The sequence below is a fragment of the Blautia sp. BIOML-A1 genome (assembly GCF_009883055.1).
GTDB lineage: Bacteria > Bacillota > Clostridia > Lachnospirales > Lachnospiraceae > Blautia_A.
This window is the reverse complement of sequence record NZ_WWVR01000047.1, coordinates 1-17,330: the sequence shown is the minus strand read 5'-3', so window position 1 is coordinate 17,330 and position 17,330 is coordinate 1. Positions and strand designations below refer to the sequence as shown.

18 protein-coding genes and 1 pseudogene are annotated in these 17,330 nt (G+C 44.1%); all 19 read left to right on the top strand.

What is annotated here, in order from left to right:
• The first annotated feature begins 102 nt into the window (after window positions 1-102).
• Entirely contained in the window at window positions 103-705 is a 603-nt protein-coding gene (locus tag GT674_RS15290; RefSeq protein ID WP_062808204.1) for a Type 1 glutamine amidotransferase-like domain-containing protein, read from the top strand.
• A gap of 54 nt (window positions 706-759) precedes the next feature.
• Window positions 760-1,278 (top strand): ClbS/DfsB family four-helix bundle protein, encoded by a 519-nt coding sequence (locus GT674_RS15285; protein WP_024729655.1) that lies wholly within the window; start codon window positions 760-762, stop codon window positions 1,276-1,278.
• A gap of 91 nt (window positions 1,279-1,369) precedes the next feature.
• Window positions 1,370-3,352: a hypothetical protein gene (locus GT674_RS15280; RefSeq protein WP_161286485.1), complete on the top strand. Its 1,983-nt coding sequence runs from the start codon at window positions 1,370-1,372 to the stop codon at window positions 3,350-3,352.
• Complete coding sequence (locus GT674_RS15275) at window positions 3,352-4,752, top strand: hypothetical protein (RefSeq protein ID WP_161286484.1); 1,401 nt, start codon at window positions 3,352-3,354, stop codon at window positions 4,750-4,752. The genes GT674_RS15280 and GT674_RS15275 overlap by 1 nt, the downstream gene beginning before the upstream one ends.
• 92 nt (window positions 4,753-4,844) lie before the next feature.
• Window positions 4,845-5,261 carry a phage holin family protein gene (locus GT674_RS15270; protein ID WP_161286483.1) on the top strand — a complete coding sequence of 139 codons (417 nt, stop codon included), beginning with the start codon at window positions 4,845-4,847 and terminating at the stop codon, window positions 5,259-5,261.
• Entirely contained in the window at window positions 5,258-6,772 is a 1,515-nt protein-coding gene (locus tag GT674_RS15265) for a glucosaminidase domain-containing protein (RefSeq protein WP_161286482.1), read from the top strand. Before GT674_RS15270 ends, GT674_RS15265 begins: the two co-directional genes overlap by 4 nt.
• A gap of 517 nt (window positions 6,773-7,289) precedes the next feature.
• Window positions 7,290-7,649, top strand: a complete 360-nt coding sequence (locus tag GT674_RS15260; RefSeq protein ID WP_021650476.1) for an ArsR/SmtB family transcription factor — start codon at window positions 7,290-7,292, stop codon at window positions 7,647-7,649.
• Window positions 7,650-7,707: 58 nt separating this feature from the next.
• A complete protein-coding gene (locus tag GT674_RS15255; RefSeq protein ID WP_161286481.1) occupies window positions 7,708-10,062 on the top strand; it encodes a heavy metal translocating P-type ATPase in 2,355 nt (784 codons plus the stop codon).
• A gap of 16 nt (window positions 10,063-10,078) precedes the next feature.
• Window positions 10,079-10,597: a DUF6921 family protein gene (locus tag GT674_RS15250; RefSeq protein WP_009265723.1), complete on the top strand. Its 519-nt coding sequence runs from the start codon at window positions 10,079-10,081 to the stop codon at window positions 10,595-10,597.
• A 10-nt stretch (window positions 10,598-10,607) separates the two neighbouring features.
• The gene (locus GT674_RS15245; protein ID WP_025579815.1) at window positions 10,608-11,147 is read left to right on the top strand and encodes a hypothetical protein; all 540 of its coding nucleotides are present in this window, start codon (window positions 10,608-10,610) and stop codon (window positions 11,145-11,147) included.
• On the top strand, window positions 11,144-12,688 hold the full coding sequence (locus tag GT674_RS15240) for an FAD-binding protein (RefSeq protein WP_161286480.1): 1,545 nt from the start codon (window positions 11,144-11,146) through the stop codon (window positions 12,686-12,688). Before GT674_RS15245 ends, GT674_RS15240 begins: the two co-directional genes overlap by 4 nt.
• Entirely contained in the window at window positions 12,685-13,398 is a 714-nt protein-coding gene (locus GT674_RS15235) for a succinate dehydrogenase/fumarate reductase iron-sulfur subunit (protein ID WP_330384935.1), read from the top strand. Before GT674_RS15240 ends, GT674_RS15235 begins: the two co-directional genes overlap by 4 nt.
• A gap of 464 nt (window positions 13,399-13,862) precedes the next feature.
• Window positions 13,863-14,183 (top strand): DUF6508 domain-containing protein, encoded by a 321-nt coding sequence (locus GT674_RS15230; RefSeq protein WP_044960788.1) that lies wholly within the window; start codon window positions 13,863-13,865, stop codon window positions 14,181-14,183.
• Between the two features lie 4 nt (window positions 14,184-14,187).
• The gene (locus GT674_RS15225; RefSeq protein ID WP_161286479.1) at window positions 14,188-14,421 is read left to right on the top strand and encodes a hypothetical protein; all 234 of its coding nucleotides are present in this window, start codon (window positions 14,188-14,190) and stop codon (window positions 14,419-14,421) included.
• A gap of 171 nt (window positions 14,422-14,592) precedes the next feature.
• Entirely contained in the window at window positions 14,593-14,754 is a 162-nt protein-coding gene (locus GT674_RS17175; protein ID WP_158565318.1) for a hypothetical protein, read from the top strand.
• Entirely contained in the window at window positions 14,751-14,939 is a 189-nt protein-coding gene (locus GT674_RS15220) for a hypothetical protein (RefSeq protein ID WP_110102359.1), read from the top strand. The genes GT674_RS17175 and GT674_RS15220 overlap by 4 nt, the downstream gene beginning before the upstream one ends.
• On the top strand, window positions 14,936-16,588 hold the full coding sequence (locus GT674_RS15215; RefSeq protein WP_161286478.1) for a recombinase family protein: 1,653 nt from the start codon (window positions 14,936-14,938) through the stop codon (window positions 16,586-16,588). The genes GT674_RS15220 and GT674_RS15215 overlap by 4 nt, the downstream gene beginning before the upstream one ends.
• Before the next feature lie 286 nt (window positions 16,589-16,874).
• Window positions 16,875-17,066: pseudogene (locus GT674_RS15210) on the top strand (DUF6075 family protein); the annotation flags it as partial.
• A gap of 190 nt (window positions 17,067-17,256) precedes the next feature.
• Window positions 17,257-17,330, top strand: a 74-nt coding sequence (locus GT674_RS18300) for a helix-turn-helix domain-containing protein (protein ID WP_161285418.1), incomplete at its 3' end; no start/stop codon positions are given.

Here is a 17,330-nt window from a genome sequence, read left to right as displayed (position 1 = left end):
TTCCACTGCTTTTTGATTTAGAGAAAGAAAAACTGCGCCACAGCCTTGGCAGGCCATCGCGCAGCGATTTTGTTCAATCGGAATTTATTAAGGAGGATATGGATGAAACTGTTTTTATGTTCGCACTTTTCAAGTGTAGGAAGTTTGATAAAAGAAGAAATTGATAACAAGAAAGTCGCATTTATTCCCACAGCTTCGCTGCGTGAAGGCTATACCGGTTATGTCGGCTCGGCTCGAAAGCTATTCAATAAACTGGGAGCAGCCGTAACTGAAATTGATATTTCAACGGAGGCTTATTTAACGATACAGTCTGTTTTTGAAGATGCGGATGTGATATATTTTACTGGTGGAAATTCTTTCTTCCTTATGGACCAGCTCCGTAAAACGGGAACGGATGAGCTATTGAAGAAGGAATTGGAAAAGGGAAAACTGATGATCGGTGAATCGGCAGGTGCGATTATATGCGCTCCAACTATCCAATATATTGAACAAATGGATGAAAAGCCGGAGGACTACTCACAAGAAGATGATGCAGGGCTTGATTTGATTGATTTCTATGTTCTTCCGCATTATCTTACAGCACCATTTAAGAAAGTTACCGAGAAAATAATGACTGAATTTTCGGATTTGAATCTATCCCCAATTAACAACCGTCAGGGAATTGTAATTGATGGTGAAGGTTCAAAGGTTGTTTGCAAAGACTAATTTGAAAGTTCCAGTTTCTGAAACTGGAAAATCGGAAGCTGGAGAGATAGACTATTGAGAACATATGAGAATAAAGACGAACTTAAAAACGAGATAAATAAAAGCTTTGCAAAGTATATTTCAGAATTTAATGATATTCCGGAGCATTTAAAAGATAAGAGAATTGATGAGATCGATCGAACTCCGGCAGAAAATCTTGCTTATCAGGTTGGCTGGACAACTCTTGTTATTAAATGGGAATCAGACGAAAGAAAGGGTATTCCTGTCAAAACTCCTTCGGATAATTTTAAGTGGAATCAGCTTGGCGAATTATATCAATGGTTCACAGATACATATGCTCAGCTGTCACTGCAAGAATTGAAAGACAGATTGAATGAGAATATCAACTCTATTTATGCAATGATTGATTCTCTGAGTGATGAAGAATTATTTAAACCACATATGAGAAAATGGGCTGACGAAGCAACTAAAACAGCTGTATGGGAAGTATACAAATTCATACATGTTAATACAGTTGCTCCGTTCGGAACCTTTAGAACCAAGATTAGAAAATGGAAAAAGATTGCACTATAACTTCCAGGTTGTAATGATAAACAATAATATAACACAGCATCAGTCACCTAGTTGGCTGGTGCTTTTTTCGTGGGGAAATGGAGGTGGCGGGATGTATCCTGTGTCGGATGTTTTTCTGAGGGCAGTCAGGAGTAATACAAGGAAATATTTCTGGACGGGTACGATCGTTACCAAGGGCGGAATGACGTATGAGTTCGGGGCGAAGGAGATTGTGAAGGGTTCCGGGTATATTTCCAGGCAGTGCTGCGGAAGTACGGAGATTGAACTGGGGACGGTGTATGCTGCGGAGATGGGGATCACGCTTCTGAGTGACATTGACAGGTATACGCTGGAGGATGCTCAGGTGACGCTGGTGTTTCATCTGGTGCTGGCGGATGGTTCGGTGGAAGATGTGCCGATGGGAGTTTTTGAGGTCAGCGAGGCGAACCGTCTGGCGAAGTGCTTGGAACTGAAAGCCTATGATTTTATGATGCGGTTTGATAAGAGTTTCAACGGGTTTGAGACTGTGGGGATTGCTTATGATTTTATTGCTTTGTGCTGTAAGAGATGCAAAGTGGAGTTTGCGAATAAGAGGGCGGAGATTGATGCCATGCCGAATGGCGGGGTGACGCTTTCTGTTTATACTGAAAATGATATTGAGACCTGCCGGAATGTGCTGTTTTATGTGGCACAGGTTCTGGGAGGTTTCTTTATTATCAACAGGGAAGGGAAGCTGGAACTGAGAAAGTACGGGAAGGATCCTGTGATGAAGGTGGAGCAGAGACACCGGTTTTCTTCCAGTTTTTCGGATTTTATTACTAGGTATACGGCGGTGAGTTCCACGAATAAGCAGACGCAGATTGCGGAGTATTATGCTCTGGATCCGGACAATGGGCTGACCATGAATCTGGGAGTGAATCCGCTTCTGCAGTTTGGGCTGGAGGAGACCAGGGAGATGCTGTGCAGGAATATCCTGTCAGATCTGTCAGTGATCCGGTATGTGCCGTTTGATTCGGATACCATCGGGAATCCTGCCCTGGATCCGGGGGATGTGCTGACATTTGCAGGAGGACAGGCGGATGAGGGACAGATCACCTGTATCACTTCCATCAGGCAGAAGATCGGGGGAAAGCAGAGCCTGAAATGTGTGGGGAAGAACCCGAGGCTGGCTCAGGCAAAGTCAAGGAATGACAAGAATATTTCGGGGCTGCTGAACCAGATTGAAGACAATGCGAAGACTGGGAAGATAGGGATTCACACGTTTACCAATGCTTCCGCGCATGAGATCGGGCAGACGAAGGTGAAGCTGGTCAGTATCCAGTTTGCTTCTTCTGAGGAAAACCACATGCAGTTTTTTGCACAGGTTGTTGTGGATGTGGCTGCGGATCCGGTGGAACGGTCTGCGGAGGCTTCCGGGACTGTGGTGATTCCGTTTCCGGGCGGAAGCGGCAGTGGAACTGGAAATGGCACGGATGGTTCTGATGGAACTTCTGAGAGTAGTAAAACTGAAAATGATGTGACAGGAAATGCGGCTGGAAATGCTTCCGGGAATGAGGATGCCGGAAGTACGGATAATGCTTCCGGAGGAGCAGATGCAGGATCCGGGAGTGGTTCGGAGGTTTCTGTGGATGTGAGCCTTCCGGTGAAGTGGCAGGAAGACGGACAGGCGGTCTGCCATGTGGTCTATGAATTTAACAATGAGGAGATCGTGGAGCATTGTCCGGTGGAGACCTGGCATTCCGGGAAACATATTTTGTCACTGTATTATCCCATTGAGAAGATTGTTGCCAATTATACGAATACGTTCAATGTGTATCTCTGGATGGAGTATGGCAGCGGTACGGTTGATGTGGGAGACTGCATTGCTTCTGTCAGCGGACAGGCAATGGCGGCTGGGGAAGCCTGGGATGGAAAGCTTGAGGTGGAAGATTATACCACGAGATTTGCCATTGGCGGAGGACTGGATGTGAATGGTTTCCGGGAATCGCTGTCCATGCAGATGAAGGAGACGGTGAACAGAGGATTTGAAGTGTATTTTGCTGAGAGAGCGGGAATCAGCGGTTTCTGCAGGCCGGTAGAAATGGAGGGTGTGTGATGAAGTTGAAAGGTGAAATGGTCATTGAACTGACCGATACGAATACGGGTGCGGTGGAGACAGTTCAGGAGACGAACATGATCACGGAAGCAGTGAATAATATTCTGGGGCTGAATCTCATGGGGATTTATCTGAAAGCCAGCGGGGAGTATGACAATTCTGTTTTGTGGAACGGGACGCTGCTTCCCATCTGCCCGAACATGATCGGCGGGATCCTGCTGTTTCCGGCAGTGCTGGAAGAAAAGGCGGACCATATTTACGAGCAGGGGAAGAACCTGCCGGTGGCTTATGCTTCCAACAATGTTAATTCCGGTTCCAATGTGGCGAGGGGAAGCCTGAACCAGACGGAGAGCAAGAAACTGGACAATGGATATAAGTTTGTGTGGGAGTTCACTCCCAGCCAGGGAAACGGGAATATTGCAGCGGTGGCACTGACCAGTGCCCTGGGCGGGCAGAATGCTTTTGGCAGTGCGGCAGGGGATGCCAGCACGTTCCTGCTTCTGAAAAAGGTGGATATCGGGGATATCCCGAAGGCGAAGCAGATGACACTGTTTGAAGCAGTGGAGCTGGATTTTGAAAAGAATCTGCTGTATTCTATTACCTTTGGGACTTCCAGTGTGACTATTACGAAGATCCGGATCCCGGTGTTTAACATCGGGCTGAATGAGAAGCTGGATGATACCACTTATACCGTACTGGAAGAGCAGACACTGACAACGGAAAGCTTCACATTCCTGGGTGATTATACAAAGTACGGGGAATTTATGGACGGGCATGACGGATACTGGTATGGATTTTCCAATGAACCGAATGCTTCCGGGGATGCGAAGATGGTGTGGATCCGGATCTCCAAAAAGGATTATTCCTTTACGGAGGGAAGCTGGACACTGTCCAAGGCGAAGCTGTCGGAAGTGGGTACAAGGGCAAAGGATGGTTCCTATCCGGAGCGGAATGTAAAATGCTGTGTGAGGAAGGGATATCTGTATGTGCCTTCCTATGATAAAAAGGGAGTTTATAAGATCAATACTGCAAATTCAGCGGATGTGACATTGATCCCGCTGGGCTTTACTTCCAAGCTGAAATCTCTTGGCGAGGCCGGTTCCTGTGAGGTGTATATGACGCTTCTCGGTGACATGATCGTGGCAGGGGATTTCCAGATCACGGCGGATGACAGGGTGATCAAGACACAGGGGAGCGCAAGGTTTGAGGCCATGGCAACGCCTTTGTTCCAGTATAAGAACTTTGTGTTTATGTGGGGCGGCAGTTACGGGAAGGAGCACAGGTGTGCTTATCTTCTGACGCCCTATCTGGCAAGTATCAATAATCTAGGTTCAGCAGTGGTGAAGAATACGGACAAGACCATGAAGATCACGTATACGCTGACGGAGGAAACAATGTAGGTCTTTCTGCCGCAAGGCATGAAGATAGAAAACTTATTTACGGCAGTTCTCAGAAATGAGAGTTGCTTTTTTCATGGGAGGAGGATTCTGGCATGAAGGAATTTTGGAACTTTATTCAGATGGTTTTTATGGCTGTAGGCGGATGGCTGGGCTGGTTTATGGGAGGCTGTGACGGACTTCTGTATGCCCTGATCGCTTTTGTGGTGATCGATTACCTGACCGGGGTGATGTGTGCTTTTGCGGACCATACGCTTTCCAGTGAGGTGGGATTCCGGGGAATCTGCAGGAAGGTGCTGATCTTTCTGCTGGTGAGAATGGCGAATATTCTGGATGTGTCCGTGATCGGGAACGGATCCGTGCTGAGGACAGCGGTGATCTTTTTCTATATTTCAAATGAAGGTGTGAGTTTGCTGGAGAATGCAGGGCATCTGGGGCTGCCGATCCCGCAGAAGATGAAGGATGTGCTGGAACAGCTGCATGACAGAGGGGAAGGAAGTGATGGGGAATGAGACTGATTGAGAGTTTTCTGACAAAAAAACCCTGCTATACTGCAGGGAGAATGATTACAGTGAAGGGCCTGATGCTTCATTCGGTTGGATGTCCGCAGCCGAGGGCACAGGTCTTTCTTGATTCCTGGAATAATGCTTCTTTTGGAAGTGCCTGTGTGCATGGTTTTATTGATGGGAATGATGGAACTGTGTATCAGACACTGCCATGGAATCACAGGGGATGGCATTGTGGTTCAGGTAGTAAGGGAAGCGGAAATAACACGCATATTGGTGTGGAGATGTGTGAGCCTGCCTGTATCCGGTATACCAGCGGATCGGGCTTTACCTGCTCTGATCTGGAGAAGGCAAGAGCATCTGCAGTGCGGACGTATGAAGCAGCGGTGGAATTGTTTGCCATGCTTTGTAAGAAGTTTGGTCTGGATCCTCTGGCAGATGGTGTGGTGATTTCCCATAGAGAGGGACACGCAAGGGGAATTGCAACAAATCATGGAGATCCGGAGCATCTGTGGAAAGGTCTGGGACTGCCTTATACGATGTCTGGATTCAGGAAAGCTGTGAAGGCTGCTATGTCTGGGAAAGCTGGAGGGGCGCAGGCTTCTGTGTTTCTGGGGCTTTCCGATGAGAAGGCAGCTGAGCGGATTGGAGTGCTGTGTGCAGAGAATATGAAAACCAGTGGGATTCTGGCATCTGTGTCTGCGGCACAGTTTATTCTGGAATCGGGTTATGGCAGGACGGAACTGGCGCAGAAGGCAAATAACTGCTTTGGAATGAAATGTGTGCTGTCTGGGAATAGCTGGGGCGGAAGTGCCTGGGATGGAACCAGTAAGTACCGGAAGAAAACGCAGGAGGATGATGGAACTGGAAAGCTTTACACTGTGACTGCGGATTTCCGGAAGTATGCCTGCGTGGAGCAGTCGATTGCGGATCATTCGGCTTATCTTCTGGGAGCGATGAATGGGAAGAAAAAGAGATATGCAGGACTGGCTGGGGAGAAGGATTACCGGAAAGCTGTCCAGATTATTAAGGATGGCGGCTATGCAACGGATAGTTTATATGTGCAGAAGATCTGCGTTATTATTGAGAAGTATGGGCTGACACGGTTTGATGGCGGGAAGACGGAAAAGGAGATCTGGTACCGTGTGAGGAAGAACTGGCAGGATGCGGAGAGCCAGGTGGGGGCATTTAAGGTGCTGGAAAACGCAAAGAAAAGTGCAGACGAGCATCCGGGGTTTTCGGTGTTTGATGAGAATGGAAAGGCAGTGTACAGTTCCGTGGATAAGAAGCAGGAAGAGGTGTTTCGTCCGTATCTGGTTCGTGTGGAGATTTCGGATCTGAATATCCGGAAGAAGCCGGGAACGGATCAGGAGAAGGTTGGAAAATATACGGGTGTTGGCTGTTTTACTATTGTTGCTGAGGCTGACGGTGTCGGAGCATCAAAGTGGGGGTTGCTGAAAGCGTATGAGAAAGAGCGGAATGGGTGGATCTCGCTGGATTTTGTGACAAGAATATAATAGTGAGTGATGAGGCTTTGCATTGCGGCGGTGGTCGTGGTGTGAAGCCTTTTTTTGTTAGGGCAAAGCCCTGTTTGCCATTGTGGATTTTTTCGTTGATTCGAAAAACGGAGCTTTGGGTCGCTTTCAATATACCATCCGGAATCGAGGTATCTTTTTTTCTGCAAAATCACGAACTTTGCTCATTTATAGATATCAGAAAAAAGGAAGATACTTTGAGGAATCTTTACGAAAAGAAAAAAGAGAAGTTAATCTCATATATCTGCTTCTTGGCTAGTTTGGGATTAAAAGTAACAATCCTTTTTTCTGTTATCTTGAACTTTTTAATTTTTCCTGTTTCGGAGTCCTTGAATTTATATTCAAACTCATCTACACATTCTTTGATGCGGTACAAAAGTATTAAGCAGTTAAAAACAAAAATCCAAGAAGATATTTACTAATCTTATTGACATAGAACAAAAAATGAATATAATCATAGTTGAACAACTATTCAACTTCGATTATACGAGGTAAGTGTATGTCTAAACCGTCTTATATTTGTAATTGTGATGTGATTCATGAGGATATTGTGAATGATGTGAAATCCAAGATGCAACCCAAAGATGATTATATCCAGTTGGCATCTTTATTTAAGCTATTTGGAGATGGTACCAGAGTACAAATCTTACACGCTCTGGAACAGAGTGAGATGTGTGTATGTGATCTTGCTGTGCTACTGGGGGTAACGAAATCCGCAATCTCACACCAGTTAAAGGCATTGCGTCTTGCGAATTTGGTAAAATTCCGTAGAGAAGCGCAGATAGTTTACTACTCTCTGGCAGATGATCATGTGAAAGAGATTATTGATAAGGGATTTGAGCATCTATGGCAGAAATAATATTTTTAGCGTTATAGTTGAGCAATTGAGCAACTAAACAAATTACAAGGAGGTCATTATGAAACGAATATTTTTATTAAAAGGCTTGGACTGTCCGAACTGCTCCGCAAAAATTGAAAAAGAAGTCGGAGAATTGGATGGAGTACAATCCTCAGTTGTAAATTTGATGAAGCAGACGCTGACAATCAATGTTGCTCCAGTTGCCGCAAATACAATAGCCAGTCAGATTGAAACGATTGTCCACAGCCATGAGCCGGGTGTGGTGGTTCAGGAAGAAACAATTATCCCCGTTACAAAGAGTTATTTGTTAAAGGGCTTGGACTGTCCAAACTGCTCCGCAAAAATTGAAAAAGAAGTCGGAGAATTGGATGGAGTACAATCCTCAGTTGTAAATTTGATGAAGCAGACGCTGACAATCAATGTTGCTCCAGTTGCCGCAAATACAATAGCCAGTCAGATTGAAACGATTGTTCATAGCCATGAGCCAGATGTGGAAGTTTCTGAAATTGTACAGGAATCTTATATACCGGAAAAAAAGCAGGAGGCCAATGAATCCTATAACAATGAGGATAAGAAGCTGACAGTTCGTTTAGCGATTGGTGCAGCAATCTATGCCTTTGGTATAGCATTGACTGTTTTTGCGAAAGTGCCACTGCCTATCGAGTTAGCTTTTCTCATTGTTTCTTATGTTATTCTTGGTGGAGATGTTGTATGGCAGGCTGTGAGGAACATTTCAAAGGGGCGTGTATTTGATGAACATTTTTTGATGAGTGTTTCTACGATTGGGGCTTTTGTCATTGGTGAATATCCAGAAGCAGTTGCTGTTATGCTATTCTATCAGGTAGGTGAATTTTTTCAGTCATTGGCTGTTAAGCGTTCCAGAAAATCTATATCAGACTTAATGGATATACGTCCAGATTCTGCTACAGTAAGAAGAAATGGGGAATTGATTACCATATCTCCAGAAAATGTCTCCATTGGTGAGATTATTATTGTAAAGCCTGGTGAAAAAATTCCATTAGACGGTGTGGTAGTGGATGGAAATTCTATGCTGGATACAAGGGCCTTAACAGGAGAATCAGTTCCGAGAAGTGTTCATAAAGGAGACGAAGCACTTTCCGGTTGTATGAATCAGACGGGTGTCTTAATGATTAAGACAACAAAAGCATTTGGTGAATCTACGGCTTCAAAGATTATTGATCTTGTGGAAAATGCGTCAAGCCGAAAAGCACCAACAGAAAATTTTATTACTACATTTGCACGTTATTATACACCTGTGGTTGTAATCTTAGCAGCTTTTCTGGCGATTCTGCCACCGATCATTCTTGGCGGAGGCTGGACAGAGTGGATTCGCAGAGGATTTGTTTTCCTTGTGGTATCTTGTCCATGTGCATTGGTTATTTCAATCCCGCTGACTTTCTTCGGCGGCATTGGTGCAGCATCTAAACGAGGTGTTCTTGTAAAAGGAAGCAATTATTTAGAGGCACTTAATAATGTCAGCGTTATTGTGTTCGATAAAACAGGAACACTTACAAAAGGTGTTTTCAATGTGACGGATATTTTGCCTGCAAATGGATTTTCAAAAGAACAGGTTCTGGAGTATGCAGCAGAGGCAGAGAGTTTTTCTAACCATCCTATTGCAAAATCCATTCTTGCTGCTTATGAAAAAGAAATTGATCAGTCAGTGATTTCTGATTATAAGGAAATTTCCGGATATGGAATCAGTGCCATGGCAGGAAAGAAGAAAGTTTATGCTGGCAATACGAAACTTATGGATTCAGAGCATGTGGAGTACACAGCCTGTGAAAAAGTTGGTACAAAGGTTTATGTAGCAGTAGATGGTCAATATGCCGGATGCATTTTGATAACAGATGAAGTAAAGCCGGACAGCAAAAAAGCAATTTCTGATTTGAAACATATCGGCGTGGAAAAAACAGTCATGCTTACCGGTGATGATGAAAAAATTGGGAAGGCTGTTGCGGAAGAATTGCAGTTGGATAAATATTATGCACAGCTGCTTCCTGACCAAAAAGTAGAAAAGGTTGAGCTTTTAGATAGTAAAAAGAGACCGGGAAGCAAATTGGCTTTTGTTGGTGATGGTATCAATGACGCTCCTGTTCTTGCCCGTGCAGATGTTGGTATTGCAATGGGTGGGCTTGGTTCAGATGCGGCCATTGAAGCTGCGGATGTGGTTCTGATGACAGATGAACCATCTAAGCTGGTGGATGCGATTGATGTGGCAAAAGCGACAAAGCAAATTGTCATGCAGAATATAGTGATTGCCCTTGGAATTAAGAGTGTGTTCCTGATTCTTGGCGCTCTTGGTATTGCGGGAATGTGGGAAGCTGTATTTGGTGATGTAGGCGTTACCATAATTGCTGTTTTGAACGCAATGAGAATTTTGAAAAAATAGGAAATGAGGTGGAAATGTGAAACGAAAACTGATTCTGTTAGTTGTTACGATTGTTTTTCTTGTAGGTTTTGGTGTCATTTTACATTCACCGCCTTCTATGATTGATGCAGTCACAGGAGCAACACCGAAGTCAAAAAAGGCGGCTCAAGCCTCCGCACAGTTGGAAGGCTCTTATGTTCTCGGTATTAATATGATGTCAGATGGTCTCGACAACGAGAACACCCGGAATAAATTAAAAGAATTGGTACTGGACGATTCGGAAACAAATGAAACAGATCTCATGAAAACGGACATTAGTTTTCGGTTATATGTATCTGAGACGGATTATCCGCTTGTCAGTTATGCTAAGAAACTCTGTGACAGGTTGAAACAGGCCGGTTTTTCCGTAGATCTGAAAGAGTACAGTAACACAATGATGCTATCAAGAGTGGTAAGTGGAAAGTATGATGTATTCCTGGCATCGGATGATTTTATTGACGTTACAACGCTAACACAGATGGACTATATGATCATGGACAGCGAAGAAATGAGGTGAGCGGGAATTTATGAGAAAATGGAATACGATTTTGTCTGTTTTAATGCTTCTCATTTTTATGATTCATGGAATCATGGGCAGCTTTATGCTGAACGGAGTTGGAAGTAGTGCAGGGAAACTTCTTGCATGGATTGGTGTTGGTATTCTTGTTGTGCATACGGTGATTGGTGTCATCCTGACAGTTCAGAGTTTACAGACAGCGAAGCAATCAGGAAAAATGTATCTGAAACAGAACGCCATATTTTGGGCGAGACGAGCCAGTGGGATGGCAATACTGATTCTGCTGTTATTCCATATTGGCTTGTTTGGAAAGGTGCAGAATGGGACATATATTTTGTTCCCTTTTACAACGGTAAAGATGGTAACTCAGCTTTTGTTCGTAGCGGCAATCTTTGTTCATATTTTTATCAATATACGCCCATTGCTCGTATCACTGGGAATCATTAGTTATAAAGAACGAAGGAGCGATATTTATTTGATCCTTTCGGTGCTTCTTCTTTTTATAGCGGGAGCGGTTATTTTATATTATATTGGGTGGCAATATCTATGAGTAAGACAATTATTATTATAGGTGCTGGACTGGCAGGACTTTCAGCGGCTTTGCAGGCAGCGGAAAATGGATGCAATGTAAAACTGGTTTCCTCCCTTCCGTCAGAGCGGGCACAGTCTGTTATGGCGGAGGGCGGTATCAACGCAGCTTTGAATACAAAAGATGAAAACGACAGTCCCGAAGAACATTTTACAGATACAATAAAGGCAGCATGTGGTCTGGCAGATCCAAATGCAGTTTGGGGAATGACACAGGCAGCACCGGAGCTGGTGCACTGGCTGCTAAAACTTGGAGTTAAATTTAACATGAGTGGCTATGATGATGTGGATCTGCGGAATTTTGGCGGGCAGAAAAAGAAACGGACTGCTTTTGCACAGAGCGATACCGGGAAGCAGATCATGACAGCTATGATAGACGCTGTTCGCAGGAAAGAAGCATCTGGTATGGTAGAACGGTTCAGCCATCATTCTTTCCTAACACTTCGTCTGTGTGGCAATATTTGTTGTGGCTGCGTAATCAGGGATGAATACAGTCAGGAAATTGTGGAATTACCGGGGAATGCGGTCATTGTTGCCTCCGGTGGTATGCACGGATTGTTTGGGAATACAACAGGTTCGCTGTCCAATACGGGAGAAGTAACCGCAGAATTGTTCCGGCTTGGTGTTCCTCTGGCAAATGGTGAAATGATCCAGTATCATCCGACTACTGTGGAATGCGGCGGGAAACGTATGCTTATCAGCGAGGCAGCTAGAGGGGAAGGCGGCAGGCTGTTTGCTCTCAGAAACAATCAGCCGTGGTATTTCATGGAGGAAAAATACCCGGAGCTTGGAAATCTGATGCCCCGTGATATTACCGCCAGAGAAATATGGAAGGTCAGCCATGAATCCGAGGTATTTCTTGATATGACGGAAATATCGAAGGAGATCATTTCAAATAAGCTGTCTGGCTTAGCAGATGACTGCATGACATATCTGCATAAGGATATCCGGAAGGAACCGGTGCCTGTTTTGCCAGGAATCCACTACTTCATGGGTGGTATTCTTGTGGATGAACAGCACAGAACGTCGATTCAGAATCTTTATGCTGCCGGGGAATGCTGTGCCCAATATCATGGTGCAAACCGTCTAGGTGGTAATTCCCTGTTGGGCGCATTGTACGGAGGACGTGTTGCGGCAAAGTCAGCCTGCGAACAAGCTGACGGCGTAGTTTTATCTTGTGCGGCGCAGATAGATATTCCACCAGTGCAGGAAATTGTGGGAACAAAACAATTAAATCAGGCTATGCAGGATTCTCTTGGGGTTGTTAGAAATGGAAATTCCCTGTTAAAAGGGATTCGGAAAGTGCAGGAACTAAAAGGAACTCTGCCGTTGCTTGGTCTTGCAGTTCTCCAAAGCGCCTTTGCCCGAAAAGAAAGCCGGGGAGCGCACTGGCGGGAGGATTATCCTGAATGCAACAACAGGGATTTTCTCAAAACGACGGTGGCACGATTTGATGGAAAGCAGATACAGATTTCCTTTGTACCTGTTCCAGAAAGGCGGTGATTCACTTGGTATATAAAATAAGAATCAGGCGGCAGGAGAGTCAGAAATCAGACAGTTATTGGCAGGAATTTGAGTTTGACGGAAGCAAAAACAGCTCTGTTGCCAATGTTCTAAAGGAATTGAACAGTAGAACCCCTTTGAAAGATAATTCAGGGAATATAGTTACTCCCATCAGCTGGGAATGTAGCTGTATGGTGCGAAAATGTGGGGCTTGCGCCATGCTGATTAACGAACGTCCGAGGCTGGCATGCTCTACATTTCTACATACGTTAAAAGGTTCTACAATCACCTTGGAACCTTTAAGCAAATTTCCGCTTGTAAGAGATTTGATCGTTGACCGGTCAATTCTGTTTGAAAATTTGAAAAAACTGAACCTTTGGCTTGAAAGTGAAGCTTATATGAATCCGTGGACACATGAACCGAGATACCAGTCGGCACGCTGTCTGATGTGTGGCTGCTGCCTTGAAGTGTGTCCTAACTTCTCTGCAAATGGGACTTTCGCAGGCGCTGTTGCTGCAGTCAACGCATTTCGGATTCTGAATGAAGAACAGGAAATAAGCCATCGGAATGAGGTTTCAACTCAATATAAGGAAAATTATTTTGAGGGATGCGGGAAATCATTAGCTTGCCATAACATTTGCCCGATTGGTCTGCCTGTCGAAGAATTGATCGTGAGGTCAAATTCGGTAGCTATTTGGGGAAGACAGTGAGTATCAAAACGCTGATTAAAAAAACATGATTAACCTACATCTATGGTTTTACCCAAAATAGAGACATATCCTTTGGTTCGGTGTGGTAGCGGTTTTATTATGGACTGGATTCCGTCAAGGATGAATTTGATGCTTCCCTGAGAGAGTATATCCAGTCGGAAGAATATGTCTCAGCAAAGCAGCAGAAGAGATATTGATCAAATTATGTCAATGTCTCTTTTTTTATGGAAGAAACAGGCTGATCAGAAATATGCAAAAGAGTAGCCTATTTTAATTATTTAACGAAAGGCGAACAGGGGTGTTCACAAGGGTGTGCACCGTTAAATTGTATCAATTTCGTAGTCGCAACGAAACCTTGCTGTTGTGGATATTACATGAATATATTTTGCGCTAGAATAATTATTGGGTATATGTTAAAATATAAAGAACATATATTCGAGCGTTTATCAAGGTGGTGTATAGCATTGACAAAGTCAGAGAAACTACGAAAAATTCAGGAAATATTGGAATTAAAGAATCCACAAGAGAATCTGTATGCAGATCTGTTAAAGACAATAGGAGATTTGAAAACAAATTATGGGGATTACATGATTACGGAGCCGATTGACTGTAATGAGGAACTGAAACGTGTTCCGGGAGCGGATTATGAACTTTGTACGGCGTTGCTGACAATGCTGCTGAGAGAAGATCATTTTTCCAATGGTTCTTTTGAACGGAGATTTGCTGACGGGCAGGTGCTTCCTGTTCTGGTGAGGATGAAGGATGTTTTGAGTGCAGGAGTGTGATTTTATGAAAGTCGGGGATACTGCATATATTGTGGAATCAAACAGGTATGTGAGAGAAGTGGAGATCCGCAGGTGTTCCGGCGGGATGTTCCTGGTACGTTTTACAGATACGGGCGGCGGAATACAGGTGAAGGCTCACAGGCTGTTTGCAACAACGAGGGAAGAAGCTGAAAAGAGTATTGAGAAGGCACCAGAGACAAAGAGGGTGCGTGGGAATCCGTATGACCGATGGTATTGAACGGATGATAAAGTAAATAAATGCATCAGGGGAAACCTGTTGCTGTTTGCGGGGAAACCTGTTGCTGTTTGCGGAGAAATCTGTGGATGGCAGCGGGTTTATTTTTTTGTCCGGAAAGTCAAAAAATCAGGGACCAGGACTCCTTGGAACAGTAGGAGGTGGTTTTTGGCTATGGGAAAAATTGAACTGATCGATACCGGCAGACTGACGGAGAAACAGGCCAGGCTAAACATGGAAAAGTGTGCAGAGTTTCTGGCAAGAATGATCCAGAAGTACGGGGATGTGGTTCTGGGGGAGATTGAGGAGAGAAATGCACAGCTGCAGGGGAAGTGATCGAGTGTGCCGGTGGTCTTTTGGGGCTGCCGGTCTTTTTGCGCTATGGAAACCGCATAGGAGAAGGTGGATTTTGGGGCAGTTTTTTTGGTCGTTCTGCGAGTTGGCACAGACTGGTGATTCCGATATATTTTATGTACGGCAACCGTATGACGATGGGCAACCGAAATGAGGTGAAGATTTGAGAAAGAAATGTTACATATATACCCGTGTTTCTACAGCGGCTCAGACAGAGGGATACAGTCTGGAAGCACAGACAGAGAGGCTTCGGAAGTATGCGGACTATAAAGAAATGGAAGTGGTCAGGGAATACTGTGATGCAGGCAGATCTGGAATGAGCATCAAGGGCAGACCGGCTTTTATGGAAATGATGGATGACATTTTCTGTGAGAAAGATGAGATCTCCTGTGTGCTGGTATTTAAGTTATCCCGCTTTGGAAGAAATGCGGCGGATATTTTGAAGTCTGTGCAGCTTCTGATGGATTTTGATGTGGATCTGGTCTGTGTTGAGGATGCCATTGACAGTTCTCCACAGGGCGGACGGCTGACACTTGCTATCCTGTCTGCTGTGGCTGAGATGGAGCATGAGAATATTACAGTCCAGTTTATGGCAGCGAGAATGCAGAAGCTGATGAACGGGGGCTGGCCAGGCGGCGGTGTACCGTATGGATATGTGAGTGTGAATAAGGAACTGGTGGTGGTTCCTGAGGCGGCGGATCTGGTGAGGATGATTTATCAGAAGTATCTGGAACCGGATATGATGCTGAATACGGTTGTGGGCTGGATGAATGAGAATGGTTATAAGCGTGTGGCGAAGGGAGAGGATAAGGTTATTACTTCGGATTTTGTTTCCTCGGTGCTGGGGAATCCTGTTTATTATGGGATGATTGTATATAACAGGCGTACAAATTCTGAGGAGATTAAGAGAAATCCAAAAGAGATCATTTCCGTCAGGGGAAAGCATGAGGCGATTGTGGATGAAGAGACGTGGGAGGCGGCGAGAGAGAAAAGGAAGAGGACAGGGGTTAAGTGGAATAAGACACATAGTCTTGAACATGAGCATATTTTGTCGGGACTTTTGAAATGTTCGGTGTGTGGTGCTGGAATGGCAGGAACTGTGAGGAGAAGGAAGAATAAGAAATCTGGTGAATATAAGGATGACTTCTATTATAGATGTCAGCACAGGAGAAAGATTGATGAGGAACATTTCTGTGATTTTAAGCCATCACTGAATCAGAATGAGATCAATGCAGAGGTGGAGTGGTTCATCAGAGGGATGATTGCTGATGAAAGGTTTCATGAGTATATTGGAGAAAGATTGCAGGAAAAGGTGGATGTCTCGAATCTGGAAGAGGAACGGGATCAGCTGAAGGGGCAGTTGCAGCAGGTTGTCGGGGCAAAGAATAAACTGCTTGTGATGTTGGATGCTTTGGATGCTGGCGATAAGCATTATGCAAGGAAGTTCCAGGATATGCAGGACCGTCTGGATAATCTTTATGACAGGATCTCTGGTTTTGAGAATGAGATTGCCGATGTGGAGGAAAAGATTAAGGCAGCGTATGGAAGACAAATTAGTGAAAAACAACTGTATCAAATTCTGCAGAAGTTTGATATACTGTATGCAGAAATGACGGATTTTGAAAAGAAGGAATTTATGCAGTTGTTTATTGATGCAATTGAGTTATACCCGGAAAAGATGGGTGATGGGCGCATCATCAGGCAGATTGATCTGGCATTTCCGGTGTATTATGAAGGCTTTGAAGGCGAAGCAATTCGGTTGCTCAACGAAAACACAGTCGAGACTGTGGTGTTGCTACAAAGGAAAAATATGTAGAAATCCTTGAATTTACGCACTTTGTGGAGTTTTTCAGTTTCAAAAAAATAGGTGAAAATCACAAAGAAAAGAGCCTTGTGAAGAAAGTAACCGTTGTTGTTGCGTTAGACCTCGGGACGGGGAACACAAAGAATCTTGAATATGAAAATGAATAGAGAGCTATCAGATCATTGATAGATTATAGGGATACTTGTTAAAAGCGGGTGTCCCTATTTTTTATGGGGCATTCCAGAAATGGAGTGTCTTTTTTATACCAAAATATTAAAAATTCAGGAGGAAAATGAAAATGACAAACACAGCGTTAAGAGCAGAGAATAGCAATTCTCGCACAATTACTTTCAAGAGCAGGGAACACGAAAAATTTTATGAGGAATATCTGAAAAAATGCAGATATCAGGATGTCTACCATCGGGCTTTGGTTTATTGCCTGGGTATCGACAGAGACACAAGAAATAATGTGAATAAAATCTATAATTTTAACAAAGCTTAGCAAGAATTCTCCTACCTCTTCAGGTAGTGAGATGAATTGTGGAGCTGAGCATAAATGCTCAAAAGAATCTTGTAAATAAAGAGAAGAAACACTTGTTCTGGTAGCGGGCTTGTATTATAATAAAAAGGAACAAAATGTTCAAAAGCAATGATTGAAATTATTTATCAACATATACGAGGTGAGGAAAATAAACCGGGCAGTAAAAATAAGAATCTATCCAAATGCAGAACAACGTGTGCAAATAGAAAAAAC